General features: G+C 61.9%; 10 protein-coding genes. All 10 read left to right on the plus strand.

From position 1 onward, the window contains the following. The first annotated feature begins 16 nt into the window (after positions 1–16). The 10 genes from DLM86_RS04130 to DLM86_RS04180 all read left to right on the plus strand — a co-directional run bounded on the left by DLM86_RS04130 (position 17) and on the right by DLM86_RS04180 (position 13,707). Complete coding sequence (locus DLM86_RS04130; RefSeq protein WP_110838714.1) at positions 17–2,449, plus strand: alpha-L-rhamnosidase-related protein; 2,433 nt, start codon at positions 17–19, stop codon at positions 2,447–2,449. A 25-nt stretch (positions 2,450–2,474) separates the two neighbouring features. Continuing rightward, positions 2,475–3,290 (plus strand): SDR family NAD(P)-dependent oxidoreductase, encoded by an 816-nt coding sequence (locus DLM86_RS04135; RefSeq protein WP_110838715.1) that lies wholly within the window; start codon positions 2,475–2,477, stop codon positions 3,288–3,290. Between the two features lie 56 nt (positions 3,291–3,346). Continuing rightward, positions 3,347–4,357 carry a sialidase family protein gene (locus DLM86_RS04140; protein ID WP_110838716.1) on the plus strand — a complete coding sequence of 337 codons (1,011 nt, stop codon included), beginning with the start codon at positions 3,347–3,349 and terminating at the stop codon, positions 4,355–4,357. A 993-nt stretch (positions 4,358–5,350) separates the two neighbouring features. Beyond that, a complete protein-coding gene (locus DLM86_RS04150; RefSeq protein WP_110838718.1) occupies positions 5,351–6,721 on the plus strand; it encodes an extracellular solute-binding protein in 1,371 nt (456 codons plus the stop codon). Between the two features lie 118 nt (positions 6,722–6,839). Next, the gene (locus DLM86_RS04155; RefSeq protein ID WP_146250149.1) at positions 6,840–7,718 is read left to right on the plus strand and encodes a carbohydrate ABC transporter permease; all 879 of its coding nucleotides are present in this window, start codon (positions 6,840–6,842) and stop codon (positions 7,716–7,718) included. A gap of 135 nt (positions 7,719–7,853) precedes the next feature. Then, on the plus strand, positions 7,854–8,654 hold the full coding sequence (locus DLM86_RS04160; protein WP_245954347.1) for a carbohydrate ABC transporter permease: 801 nt from the start codon (positions 7,854–7,856) through the stop codon (positions 8,652–8,654). A gap of 23 nt (positions 8,655–8,677) precedes the next feature. After that, a complete protein-coding gene (locus DLM86_RS04165; protein WP_110838721.1) occupies positions 8,678–9,628 on the plus strand; it encodes an aldo/keto reductase in 951 nt (316 codons plus the stop codon). Positions 9,629–9,730: 102 nt separating this feature from the next. Beyond that, positions 9,731–11,776 carry an exo-alpha-sialidase gene (locus DLM86_RS04170; RefSeq protein WP_110838722.1) on the plus strand — a complete coding sequence of 682 codons (2,046 nt, stop codon included), beginning with the start codon at positions 9,731–9,733 and terminating at the stop codon, positions 11,774–11,776. A 161-nt stretch (positions 11,777–11,937) separates the two neighbouring features. Then, entirely contained in the window at positions 11,938–13,368 is a 1,431-nt protein-coding gene (locus tag DLM86_RS04175) for a multicopper oxidase family protein (protein ID WP_110838723.1), read from the plus strand. Between the two features lie 135 nt (positions 13,369–13,503). After that, positions 13,504–13,707, plus strand: coding sequence for a hypothetical protein (locus DLM86_RS04180; protein WP_110838724.1), 204 nt, complete (start codon positions 13,504–13,506; stop codon positions 13,705–13,707). The last annotated feature ends 114 nt before the right edge of the window (positions 13,708–13,821 follow it).

Consider the following 13,821-nt stretch of genomic DNA (forward strand, 5'->3'; position numbering starts at 1 on the left):
AAGGAGGGATGGGCGCATGAAGTGGGTCGCCAAATGGATATGGGGGCGAATCGGGGAGCCGTCGAGCAACGTTTATGTCGAGACGAGGAAACGGTTTCGGCTCGAGGCGCCGCCCCGGGGCGCGACCGTTCGCATTTCCGCCAACCAGGAATACGAGCTGTTCGTGAACGGTGCGAGGCTGGGCAGAGGCCCGGCCCCCGCCGATCCGGCCTGGAAATATTACGACGTGTACGACGCCGCTTCCCTCCTCCGCGAGGGGGATAATGTCATCGCCGCGGTCGCTTACAATTTCGGGGCGGCCGAGCCGATCGTGACGCAGCAGCGGCGGGGGCCCGGCGGCGTTATCGTCCAGCTCGATCTGGACGGAGAGGGCGGGGGGACAACGATCGCGACGGACCGGACCTGGAGGGTGCGCCGCTCGCCCCGATGGGTTCCCGTCGTTTCCCGCCAGCACCGGTGGGGCGGGTTCAAGGAAATGTATTTGTGCGCCGGGGAGGACGGCTGGGAGACGGCGGGTTACGACGATTCCGCGTGGGAGCGGGCCGTGGAAATCGCGGAGGCGGAAGCGGCCGGATCGCCGTGGTCGCGTCTCCTGGCGCCGGAAATCGAACCGCTTCAAGCGGAGCGGATCGCGCCGTCCGGCATCGTCCGGATCGAATCGAACTACGGGCGGGTCGAGGGGGCGGAACGGTTCGTGGCGGGTTCAGGCGGCGCGGAATCGGGCGCGGCGGCAGCTCCGGAGCCGCCGTCGCCGCCGTCGACATCGGCGATGACGGTCGATGCGTCCGTGCCGATGTCGCTGCCGGGCGTCGTCTACGATTTCGGCGCGGTCAAGGTCGGTTATCCCGAGCTGGTCGTCGACGCGCCGGAGGGAGGCGTCGTGCAGCTGTTGTTCGGGGAGTCGCTCGAGCTCGAGCTGCACAACACGTTCGTCCTGAAGCCCGGTACGAATCGGCTCCGTTCGTTCGGCCGGCGGGCGTTCCGCTATCTCGGTATTCGCGTTCAAGCGACGCCGCGACCGATCACGGTAACCGGCCTGGACGCCGAGTTCGTCCATTACCGGTTCCGGGAGCAGGGCGGATTCTCCTGCAGCGATCCTTTGCTGAACCGGATTTGGGAGGTCGGGCGCTATACGGTGCAGGTGAACAGCCAGCACCATCTGGAGGACTGCCCGTACCGGGAAGGGGCCCTTTGGGTCGTCGACGCGGTCGTGATGGCCAAGGCGATCTACCACGCGTTCGGCGATACCGCGCTGGCGCGGAAGTGCATCCTGCAAGGGGCGCGCATTCAAAACGACGACGGCTCGATTCCGGGAACGGGGCCCGAGCGCAACGACCATCTGCTGCCCGATTTTTGCGCGCATTGGCTGTTTTTCGCCGACGATTACATCGCGTATTCCGGCGACCGCAGCCTGCTGGAGGACGTATGGCCGACGATCCGCAGGCTTCTCGGCTGGTTCGAACGGCAGGAGGATGGGGACTGCTTGTTCGCTGGCGCGGATCGGAACGGCTGGTGGTGCTTCATCGATTGGGCCGATTATTTGGATAAGCGCGACCGGGTGACGGCCTTATCCTGCTTCTACTACCGGGCGCTGCGCAAGGCGGCGGCAATGGCGGTGGCGGTTGGCGACGGCGGAAGCGCGGCGGCGTGGGAGGCGAAGGCGGCCAGGCTGCGGGAGTCGATTCGCCGCAAGCTGCGGAAGCCGGGGGAGCTACTGTTTGCGGATTGCCTGACGGACGACGGCTTGTCCGATCGCGTATCGATGCAGACGAATTTCGCGGCGATCTGGTCCGGCGTCGCGGACCCGGCCGAGGCGGACGCGATGTGCCGCGAGCTGCTGCGGAGCCGGGAGCTGCCGCCGATCCGCGGGGCGTTTTTCTACCATATCGTGCTCGAGGCGCTGCTCGAATACGGGTATGCCGAGCCGGCGCTGCTGCTCATCCGGCGGTTCTGGGGCGGCATGCTGGAGCGCGGCGCGACGACGTGGTGGGAGACGTTCGAGCCGGACCGGCCGGCCTGTACGGTACCGAGTCCGTATCAAGGGCATACGCCCACGTATTTGTCCGATCATATTCCGGTCAGCCACTGTCACGGCTGGGGGGCGGGACCGACGTATTGGCTCGCGATCGCCGTCGCCGGCATCGACGTGCGGGAGCTTGGCGGCGGCGTCGGTGGCGGCGTCGTGCGTCTCGATCCCCGTCCGGTTTCGCTCGAATGGGCGCGGGGGGAAGTGCCGACGTCACGGGGAATCGTGCGGACGCGGTGGCGGCGTCTGGATGAGACGACGGCCAAGTTCCGGGCCGAGCTGCCGCCCGGGCTCGGGTGGACGTCGTCCGTGCTGGAGCGGACGGCCGTAACCCGTCATGAGGACGGATCGGCGACCGTGGAAGGCTTGTTTCGGCTCGACGGCGGGGGAAGTGCGGAGTCCGGAAAAGCGTTGACGGTATGAGCGCGGATTAGGGCGGAGGGCTTGCATGAAGAAGCTGGAGGGCAAGGTGGCGCTCGTCACGGGAGGGGGACGCGGCATCGGGCGAGGCATCGCCGAACGGCTGGCGGCTGCGGGCGCTTTCGTGGTCGTCAACGATATCGTGTTTGGCGAGGATGCAGGCGCGGAGGTGGAGGCGGGTGCGGGCGCGGACGGGAGCGGAGGCGGGACGGCGGAGAGAGCGGCGGACGGCGGGGGACGGCTGCGTCCGTACCGGGCGGATATTTCGGTCAAGCGGGAAGCGGACGCCATGATCGAATCGATCCGCAAGGAACGGGGGCGGCTCGATATTGTCGTAAACAATGCGGCGATTTGCCCGTTTCGCGATTTTTTCGATATCGACGAACGGACGTGGAGCCGAACGGTGCAGGTCAATTTGAGCGGCGCGTTCTTTTGCTCGCAAGCGGCCGCCCGCGTCATGAGGGAAGGCGGCGGGGGCGCCATCGTCCAGATCGGCACGGTCACGTCGCTGAGGGGCGGGGCGCAGCAGGTTCACTACGCCGCCAGCAAGGCCGGGCTGAACGGTCTGACCGTGTCGATGGCGAACGCGCTGGCCCCGTACGGCATTCGCGTCAACGCGATTTTGTGCGGCGGGGTGCCGACCGAGATGAACAAGGAGCAGCGCGCGGCATTTTCGGCCGGGCGCGGCAAGCGGGGAGCGGACGCGGTTGTCGGGGCTGCGGCTCTGCGGCGGTCCGGCACGCCGGCGGACGTGGGCAAGGCGGTATTGTTTTTGGTTTCCGACGACAGTGAATGGGTCACCGGCGCCCTGTACGCGGTCGACGGGGGCGAAATGGCGAGATGACGTCGCCAAGCGGGAAAGGGTTGCTTCAACATTTTGACGGGTAGGGGTGGATACCAATGGAACGATTGATCGCGATCGACAACGTATGCGCTTGGCCGAATTTGACGATGATGCCGGACGGCTCGATAGCCGCCGTCGTCTTCAACAAGCCGTATCACGGCTTCGGGGAGGGCCACCCGGAATGCTGGATCAGCCGGGACGGCGGATACGGATGGGAGCGGGCCGGCGCGCCGGTGCGGAACGATCCGGGCTGCAACCGGATGAACGTGGCCGCAGGACTTGCGGGCGACGGGGCGCTGACGGTCATCAGCTCGGGCTGGCGGCTGAAACAGGTGCCGGGGGAGGAGCGCCCGACGTTCGACCAGGTGCTCGACCCCGTCGTCTGCCGGTCGTCCGACGGCGGCGCGAGCTGGCAGGTCGGCGGGACGGTGGAGAAGCCGGAGGGGGCGACCGGCATCGTGCCGTTCGGCGATATCGTCCGTCTGGAGGACGGCGTTTTCGGCGTCAGCATGTATACGTGCGGCGAGAAGGGCGTCACCGGCGAGTCGAAGTTTTCGAGCTATTTCCTGCGCAGCTACGATGGGGGCCGGTCCTGGGTGGAGCCCGTGCCGATCGGCGAGCTGTCGAGCGAGGCGCCCAACAATAACGAGACGACCGTCCTGTCGATCGACGGACGCCGGCTGCTGGCGGCCGCGCGCACGACCGGCGACCTGCACGTCGAGCTGTACGCGTCCGACGACGGCGGGAGGTCATGGACCGGCAAAGGCCCGGTCACGCTGCCGCTGCAGCATCCAGCCAACTTTCTGCGGCTGCGGGACGGCCGCATTTTGCTGTCGTTCGGCATCCGGTGCCGGGGCTATTTCGGCGTAGGAGCGCGCATCAGCAAGGACGACGGGGAGAGCTGGGGCGCCCCGATTTTCCTGGTCGACTACGAGGCGGTCGCCGACGGCGGCTACCCGTCCAGCGTCGAATTGGACGACGGGACGATCGTCACCGCGTACTATTCGCACAAGGTGCCGCACCATCACCGGTATCACATGGGCGTCGTCCGCTGGAAGGCGGATTGACGGAGGCGGGCAAGATTCGCATAAGGAAGGCGGGCCGATTCGGCTCGCCTTTTCGTTTGTGGGGTTAGTCGGTGGGATAAGGGAATTTCCAATTGTAAGACGTATCGGTGCGAATAAAGGGAAGGGGGATGTAAGACGTTTCGGTGCGATGAAAGAAACAGCGGGTCGTGAGCTTGTCAAGCTGGCGGGCTAGTTGGCCCGTTTTTTCGATGCTGCCGTAATCGTCGACGGTCTCTCCGGCAAACAAATTCATTCTCGTCTACTGAGTCACATGTTCGCGGGAGAAGGAGGGGGCGTCTGTTGGCCGCCGTCCGGCTAGCTTAGCTGGAAAACCTCATGCTAATCTGCGCGTTCCAACAAATGGAGGGGTATTTGCTGGAAAAGCTCCCGCTAATTTGTCCTAATGCGAGCTGATGCAACTAAAGACATCAAATCAGCCGGAGGATTTCCGCCTAAATGAATCGCCGAAGGGGATATTCGCGAAATACCGGGAGGTTTTCCGGCTACGTGCGGGACGTTCGCTCCTACGTCAATCGTGCTCCCCATGTGATCGTTTATCCGGTCCGCCTCGTTCAGCAGTTTTCCATATGGAAAAAAAGTACAATTTTTGCTTCAAGCTATTTACAGCTTTTGGGGCGATGGTTATACTTTTATTATATAATGATACATCGTAACATAATAAGAGACAAAGTGGTCGGAAGTGCTGACGAACTTCCATTTTCACTCTAAGAGACGCGATCGTTGGAAGTTGTAGCGGACTTCCATTTTCACTCTAAGAGACACGATCGTTGGAAGCGCTGACGAACTTCCATTTTCACTCTAAGAGACACGATCGTTGGAAGTGCTGACGAATTTCCGTTTTCACTCGCAGTTATCGGCTGGAACCGAAGATTGATTTGTAAGCCCTTCCAAACCGGCTGCGCCTGCTTTTGCGATAGTTGCGGGGTACGTTCCCGTTTCTATATCCGATTACACGACAAGGGGGAAATCAGTTTGAAGAGAGCGCGCAAATGGTTCGCAGCGGTAGCCGTTCCGCTGCTGCTGGCGGCGACGGCATGCTCGCAAGGCGGCGAGTCCGGATCGGGGCCGGCGCAGGGGGGCGGCTCCGGCGAGAAGCCGGTAACGATCAGCTATTGGGTCGATTCGCGGTTTCAGCTGATCAAGGGAATGGAGGACAAGACGCCCAACTTCGGCGACTACGAGACGCTGCAGGCGAAGAAGTTCATGGAGCTTCACCCGCACGTCAAGATCGAGGTGCAGGCGCTCACTTGGGACGACATTCCGAAGAAGGTGCCGGCCGCAATCGTAGGCGGGACGCCGCCCGACATTTTGCGAGATTACCTCGGGAGAACGGCGCAATATGCGCATCAGGGCGTTCTCGAGCCTTTGGAGACGCTTCTTCCGAAGGAGGAGCTGGACGACTACATCCAGGACTACTTGAACATGTATACGATCGGCGGCCATCTCCACGCGCTGCCCGCTTACGCCTGGTCCGCCGGGATGGTGGTGAACAAGGCGCTCTGGAAGGAAAAGGGTAAGGAGGCGCTGCTGCCGAAGGCGGACAATCCGTACTGGACGATCGAGCAGTTCGACGCCGCGATCCGGGCGGTTGCGGACAAAGGGAAGGTGTTCCCGCTAGGTGTGCAAATCGCGGTTCCGCAAGGGGACCAGATGATCATGAACTGGTTCTGGGGATTCGGTGCGAAGTTTTTCAAAAACGGCGATTACAGCAAAGTCGCGCTGAACAGTCCGGAGGGCGTCAAGGCGCTCGAGCACCTGGTCAAGCTGAACGACGACGGGCTGCTGCAGCCGAGCGCGGTTACGGCCAAAGCCGGCGACCTCGACACGTTGATGTGGCAAGGGCAGCTCGGCGCCTATAGCGACACGCTGGCCGTCTGGTCGAGGCTGTCCGCCGCCAAACAGCAGGGCAAGACGAAGGGCGATCACGAGCTGGTCATGGTTCACCAGCCGAACGCGGACGGCGTGAAAAACGGGCTTCCCGTCGGTCCGACCGGCTTCGCGGTGTTCAAGCAGAAGGACGAGCACAAGCGCAAATGGGTCATCGAGTTTTTGAAGTTTCTGAACAATACCGAGCACCAGCAAGCGTATGCGGTCAATGCCGGCCAGTTCCCGGTCAAGAAATCGGCCGGCGTGCCGATGAAGGACGATCCGAACTACGCGGTGCTGCAAAAAATCATACAGGAGCGCGGGCTGGAGGATATGGGCCTGACGATTCCGAAATACGCCGAAATCCGCGTCCTGCTTCAGCCCGAAGTACAGGCGGCGCTATTGAAGCAGAAGACGCCAGCGCAAGCTTTGGCCGACTACGAGAAAGCGGCGAACAAAATATTGTCCGGGAAATAGTCGGCACAGACGGACGCGGAGGGTGCTCCGCTCGGGGCACCCTCTCGTCCGCGCCGGGCGATATCCGCGCAAACCGTTTTATCGAGCGGCCGGCGGCCGCAAGGGGAGAGATGCAGGCGTGAACTTGGCAAGACGGATGATCCGGGCGAGATGGGCTTATTGGTTTCTGCTGCCGGCTTACTTCTTTTTTATCGTGTTTACGTTGTTTCCAATCGTGCAAGGAATCGGATACAGCTTCTACGACGTGAAGCTGACCGGCAAGGAATTCGTCGGGCTCGAGCATTACGTCAAGCTGTTCCGCGACGAGACGTTTTGGAAGGCGTTGACGAATACGGTCATGATCGTCGTCGGCGTCGTCCCGGTCGTGCTGGTCGTATCGATCATGGTCGCCGTCGTCGTATTCCCGCTGAACAAAGCGCTGCAGTCGGTATTTCGCGTATCGTTCTACTTGCCGGTCGTGGCGAGCGGCGTCGTGCTTTCCATGGTTTGGCTGTGGATCTACAATCCGACGTTCGGCCTGCTGAACTACGTCATCGGGCTGTTCGGCTTCGAGCCGGTCGCCTGGCTCGGCACGCCCGGACGGGCGATCGTCTCGATCATGATCGTCGTCGTCACGCTCGTGCTGGGCCAGCCGATCATCCTGTTTTTGGCCGCGCTCGGCGGCATTCCCGAAGACTTGTACGAGGCGGCGATGATCGACGGCGCGGGAGGCCGGCAACGGTTTTTCCGGATTACGCTGCCTTTGCTGAAGCCGACGACGCTATTCGTGGCGGTCACCCAGACGATGGCGGTATTTCAGGTGTTCGTCGTCATCCTCCTGCTGACGAACGGCGGACCCAACAACGCGACCCAGACGATCGTATACCGCATTTATCAGACCGCGTTCGATTTTTTCAACTTCGGCTACGCCTCCGCGCTTGCCGTCGTCATGCTGATCATCGTCAGCGCGATTACCTGGATCAAGTTCCGGCTGCTCGGGCAGGATACCGATTTTTGATCGCACGCGACGACGTTTATCTTATCGTTTCGCGTTACGGCTTCGTACGGCAAGCCGTTGATACCGCCGCTACGGGAAAGGAGCGCAACCATGGATGTCCGCAAATTAAGCGGCGCGGAAAAAGGATGGCGAACGTTGGGGGTTGCCATTGTGACGGTACTGGCTCTCGTCTCCGTCATGCCGCTTTATTGGATGGCGACGGGCTCGTTCAAAGTATTGACCGATACGATGAAAGTGCCGCCGGAATGGTTTCCCGTTTCCCCCACGCTCGCCAACTACAAGCAGCTGTTCGTTCACAACCCGACCTGGAGATGGCTGTTCAACAGCGTATTCGTATCCGGCTGCGCCGCGATCGGAGCGATCGTGACGAGCACGATGGCCGGGTACGCGTTCGGGAAAAAGGAATTTCCGGGCAAAAAGCCGCTGTTCTGGCTCATGCTCGTCGCGATGATGCTGCCGCATCAAGTCATGCTCATCCCGCTGTACCTGCTGATCGCCAAATTGAAGTGGGTGAATACGTATTCGGGTTTGATCGTCCCGTTCTTCGCCTATCCGTTCGGCGTCTTCCTCGTGAAGCAGTACATGCAGTCGGTACCGGGCGAGCTGCTGGAGGCGGCAAAAATCGACGGAGCGGGGGAAATCCGCACGTTCGCGCGCATCGTGCTGCCGATCACGAAGCCGGCGGTCGGCGCCCTCGGCATCTTCGCCTTCGTCGCGGTATGGAACGAATATATGTGGCAGCTCGTCGTCACGAACCAAAAGGAGATGTTCACGCTCCCGCTCGCCGTCTCGAAGCTGGCCTACGGCTCGGAAAGCATCAACCTCGGACTGGCGATGGCCGGGGCGACCGTCGCCTTCGTGCCGATGCTGCTTTTCTTTATCGCGTTCCAGCGGTTTTTTGTAAAAGGCATTACGGTCGGAGCGGTGAAGGGGTAACGCTTCGACAAGGAGGGATCGGCATGCGGCGGCATCGTGTGCGGACGATCAAAGCGAACGGGCTCGAATTGTCCGCGTTGACGCTCGATACGGCGCCGCTTGTCGCGCCGTACGGCATCCCGGCCGGCATGGCGCCTTCGGACGAAACGGCTTGCAAGGCGGTCTTGGCGGAAGCCGCGGCTTGCGGCATCGTCTGTTTCGAAACGCAGGATGCGATTACAGAGCCTTGCCGGCCGCTCGGACGGCTGCTTTCGTCGGTGCCGAAGCCTCTCATCGTCTGCCGGATAGCCGTTCGAACGGCCGATTACGCCGGCGGCGGGGAGGGCTTGGAGCGCAGCGTCCGGCTGAGGGTGGAGCGGGCGCTCGGCAGCCTGAACGTCGGACGTCTTCCGATCGCGCTGCTGCACGTTCCGGACAGAGCGGATCCGCCGCCGCAGCCGCTGGCCGACTTGATGCGCAGGCTGATCGCCGAGGGGATGATCGGCAGGGCGGGACTGTCGCTCGAAGCCGGCGACGGCGAAACGATGCGCAAGCTTCGCCCGCTTGTCGGGCTGGACGTATTCGAAGCGGTACACGTGCCGGTAAGCTTGCTCGATCAGCGCTTGATCCGTTCCGGCGGACTCGGACTTTTGCGGAAAACAGGAAAAATCGTCTTCGCTCGAAACGTCTTCGCCGGCGGGCTGTTGGTCCTGAATACGCGGAAGCTGCCGGCTCACCTGCGGGAATGGGGCGGGCCGCTCGATCGGTTGAGGGACATCGCCGAGGAGGAGGGGGTTCCGCTCGCCCAGCTGGCCCTCTCGTTCTTATACGGATTGGAAGGCATCCACAGCGTGGTCGTCGGAACGGAGACGACGGTGCAGCTGCTGGAATGGGTTTCGCTCGCGGAAAGACCGGCTCCGAGCGACCGAACGATGTCGGATATCGTGAGGACGATGGCGGATGTGCCGAGGCGGCTGTTGAACGCGCTTTCTTGAACGAGGCACGAACGGAAGGGGGGTGAGGACGTTCCGACCCATCATCGCTGAACGGTAACCGTTTCAAAGCGGACAACGAATCCTATGGAGGTGTAATTGAGAATGAAAGCCAAGCAGACCGCGAATGTCGTCATCGTACTCGTCATTTGTTTATTGGCCGCCGTTTGGAGCCCCGCTCCGGCATCCGCAATCACGAGCGTAACCGAGCCGGACGTGATCGTCGCCTCGGAAACGGTAACGGAGGGCACCTACTTCCCGTCCATGGCGCTGCTGGACGACGGAAGGCTGCTCGTCGTCTACTACAGCGCGGCCGCCCATGAGAAAACCGACGGACGGATCAAAATGGTCGAAAGCTCCGACTACGGCCAAACGTGGTCGCAGCCGCGCGTCATTTTGGACACCCCGAACAATATCGACGACCGGGATCCGTCCATCGCGCAAATCAGCGACGGCACGTTGATATTGTCCTGGTTCACCTTTAACAATGCAACGCAAGAACGAAGGGTGTGGGTATCGCGTAGCACGGACGGCGGAGCGACGTGGAGCGCCGCGATCCCGGTCGGGACGAACTTGGCGGCGACCTCGGCGGTAACGTCCAAGGTCGTCGAGCTGGACAACGGCGACTTGCTGCTGCCGATTTACGGGCAGTACGTGAGCAAAAGCCATATGCCGGTCTCCACCGCGGTTCGCAGCACCGATGGAGGCTTGACGTGGAACGCTTCCACGGAGGTCGTTCTCGCGAATTCGATCCCCGAGGAGTTCATCGGCTTCGTCGAGCCGGTCATCGTCAATCTCGGCGGCGGGCATCTGTACAGCCTTCACCGCACCTTGAACAGCTACGACGATTATTACGCGTGGGAAAGCCATTCGTACGACAACGGCTACACGTGGACCCCCGCAGCGAGAACGTTGATGAAGGCGCACTGCTCCGATCTGCTGCTGCTGAGCAACAACATGCTGCTGCATACGTGGGGAGACCGGAGCTTCCGCTACTCCGGGGGCAGGCCGGTACAAGGCAAGGCGATCCCGGTAGGCGCCGATTGGTCGATGTATACGGACATCCCGATCTATACGCATGACGGCAAAGGCGACATGGCGTATCCGAGCGCCGTCGAACTCCCGGATGGAACGATTTTCCTCGTCTATTACGACGCGGATCGCGGATTCATCGGAGGAACGTACACGACCGTTTCGGAGATGTCCGTCGAAGAGCCGGGGACGAAGCTCGACCTGCTGGCATTGTTCAACAGCGGGCGGCTTCAGGTTGAAACCGATATGACCATGACGCGCCCGCCCGTATTCAGCAACGGCGCTTGGTCCGACGGCACTCCGGAAACGGGGATACGGGGGGCGATCGACGGAGGGTTTTACAGTTTCTCGTACCGGGGTACGGCCACGCCTCCCGTCTCGTATTACAAGCTGACGTTCGACGAGCCGGTGACGATGAACGCGTTCGGACTCAGCTTGCGTCCTCCGTATTCGACCAACGCGACGGTTTATTATTCGGGCGACGGCGTAAATTGGACGCTGCTCCATGCGTATCCGACTTCGGTACACAAGCGGGGTTATCTCAATACGATCGAAATGACGACGCCCGTAACGGCGAAAGCGATCCGCATCGAGATCGGCAGCTCGTCCAAGGAAGCGGGCATCTCGGAAATCGCGGTATACGGCAGCCTGCCGACGCCACCGCCGCCGTCTCCTGCGTCCAAAGGCGCCAAAATCGATCTGCTGCAAATGTACAACGACGGCGACCTGCTCATCGATACCGACATGACGCATGCGACGGCCAATTTCGGCATTACCGGACCGATCGACGGCGTCAAAAAATACGGCTATTCCGCTACGCGCGGCTCCGCGGCACCTCCGACGGCGCATTATACGATCGACTTGGGCGCACCGAGAACGCTGTCCGCCATCGGCGTCAACTTGAAGCCGGGCTATGAGCAGGACGCGGTCGTGTATACCTCTTTGGACGGAACGAACTGGCTCCCCGTGAAAGTGTATAATAAAGCGAAGCCGCTCGAAGGGCTGATGGACTACCGGCAGCCCGGCACGCCGCGGGAGGCGAAATACGTCAAGGTCGAAATTACGAAGTCCGAAGGATGGCCGCTGCTGAGCGAGCTGGAGCTGTACGAAATTCCATAAGGCAAGACCCGGGAGTCGCGTATGCCGCGGCTCTCTTTTTGTATGGGGGATTCGCCGAATTCGCAAAAGATCGTCATAACTTCACAACATCGGGATGGTATGCTGACGCTGTCCGGTCGGCATCGACCAGGGCAAACTGTACACGGAAAAGGAAGATCCGCATGATGAACAAGCGAACCGGAGCAAGCTCCGTCGCCGCACTGCTGCTCGTCGCCCTTCTGGCGTGGGTCGCGGCGGGATGCGGCACGATCAGAGGCGGCTATCCGAGCGAGGTCGATATGAGCGGGCACGAGCATCACGCCGGCGGCGGCGGTTCGGCCGTCGCCGCCGCGTCCTGCGCGGACATGACCGAACCGCCGTCGAACGCTCCCGTACGCGAGTTCGACCTGAAGGCGGCGCAGACGACCGTGACGCTGTCCGGCGGCAAGAAGGCGGAGGCGTGGACGTACAACGGCTCTACGCCCGGACCGGAGCTCCGGGTGAAGGAAGGGGACCGGGTCGTCGTCAACCTGGCCAACGAAGACGTGAAGAAAGGCGTGACGATCCATTGGCACGGCGTCGTGCTGCCCTGCTCGCAGGACGGGGTGCCGGGCGTGACGCAGGACGCCGTCCGGCCGGGGGAGTCGTTCCGCTACGAATTCGTGGCGGCCCATCCGGGCACGTACTGGTATCATTCTCACCAGCAAAGCTCGGAGCAGGCGGAGCGCGGATTGGTGGGGCGTCTCATCGTCGAGCCGAAGGGCGGCGCGTTCCGGTACGACCGCGATTACGCCGTCACGTTCCAGAAGCTGAACGATAAATACGTGCTGACGAACGGAAGAGAGGACGGCCTCCGGCTGGACGCGAAGCCCGGCGAGACGGTACGGCTGCGGCTTATTAACGCCTACAATGACGTTCAGTGGGTCGGCGTGGCGGGCGCTTCGTTTCAAGTCGTATCGATAGACGGACAAGATTTGAACGGACCGGGCGTGATCCGCGACCAATGGATTCCGATCGGCGGGGGGCAGCGGTACGACGTCCTGTTCACGATGCCGGACGACGGCCAAGTTCAAGTCTACAGCCGCGACCAGACGAAATGGAGCGTCACGCTCGGCGAGGGGGCGGCACCGAAGCCAGTGGGCAAAGAAGCGCCCGCATTCGACTTTACGGGTTACGGCACGCCGAAGGACGACGGCATCACGCCCGACATGCCGTTCGACCGAACGTACGAGCTGGTGCTCGGTCCGACGAACATCAACGGGAAGAGCGGCCACAACATTCCGCCGATCGTCGTGAAGGAAGGCGAGTGGATCAAAGTCCGGTTCGTGCATAAGCTCGGCTCGGAGCACCCGATGCATTTGCACGGCCACCTGTTCAAAATATTGACGAAAAACGGCAAGCCGTTGACCGGCAGCCCGATTTACGCCGACAGCGTGCTGCTGTTCCGAGGGGACGTGTACGAGGTAACGTTTCAGGCGAACAACCCCGGATTGTGGATGGAGCATTGCCACAACCTCGGCCACGCGGCAGCCGGGATGACGATGATGGTCAATTACGAGGGCGTCTCGACGCCGTACCGGGTCGGCACGAAATCGGGCAATATCCCGGATTGACATTCCGGACGAACATGCGGGACAAACATTAGGGACTGACATTTCGGATTAACATTTCGGATTAACATATCGGATTAACATTCCGGAATAACATCCGGGACCCGAATATCGGACTAACATGAAGGGGCGGGTATAATGAAACAAACGGGACGGATCGCATTAGCGGCTCTCGGGGGATTTATCGGCGGCTTCGTCGTGTACGAATTGATCGTCAGGCTCGTCATGCGTCTGTTCGAGGAGGTCCCCGTCGCGTTCATCGGCACGTTGTCGATGCTGCTGCCCTGCGCGGGCGCCGTGGCGGCGGGCATTGCCGCTGCAAGAAGACGTCCGCCTCGGTAGAGGGGCTTCCGGCCGCAGGCGGCCATGGCGTTCTTCGTGCCAGAAGGCGCCTCCGGCCGCCGACGGCCGAAGTTCCTGCGGGCGCTGACGGACAAATAATCGGTTCGCTTTCGC

Source organism: Paenibacillus flagellatus, from assembly GCF_003217775.1.
GTDB classification, from domain to species: domain Bacteria; phylum Bacillota; class Bacilli; order Paenibacillales; family NBRC-103111; genus Paenibacillus_AB; species Paenibacillus_AB flagellatus.

What these genes read in the sequence shown, in the direction of transcription:
- DLM86_RS04130 (WP_110838714.1), top strand. Translation starts at nt 17, where the DNA reads ATGAAGTGGGTCGCCAAATGGATATGGGGGCGAATCGGGGAGCCGTCG.
- DLM86_RS04135 (WP_110838715.1), top strand. Translation starts at nt 2,475, where the DNA reads ATGAAGAAGCTGGAGGGCAAGGTGGCGCTCGTCACGGGAGGGGGACGC.
- DLM86_RS04140 (WP_110838716.1), top strand. Translation starts at nt 3,347, where the DNA reads ATGGAACGATTGATCGCGATCGACAACGTATGCGCTTGGCCGAATTTG.
- DLM86_RS04165 (WP_110838721.1), top strand. Translation starts at nt 8,678, where the DNA reads ATGCGGCGGCATCGTGTGCGGACGATCAAAGCGAACGGGCTCGAATTG.
- DLM86_RS04170 (WP_110838722.1), top strand. Translation starts at nt 9,731, where the DNA reads ATGAAAGCCAAGCAGACCGCGAATGTCGTCATCGTACTCGTCATTTGT.
- DLM86_RS04175 (WP_110838723.1), top strand. Translation starts at nt 11,938, where the DNA reads ATGATGAACAAGCGAACCGGAGCAAGCTCCGTCGCCGCACTGCTGCTC.
- DLM86_RS04180 (WP_110838724.1), top strand. Translation starts at nt 13,504, where the DNA reads ATGAAACAAACGGGACGGATCGCATTAGCGGCTCTCGGGGGATTTATC.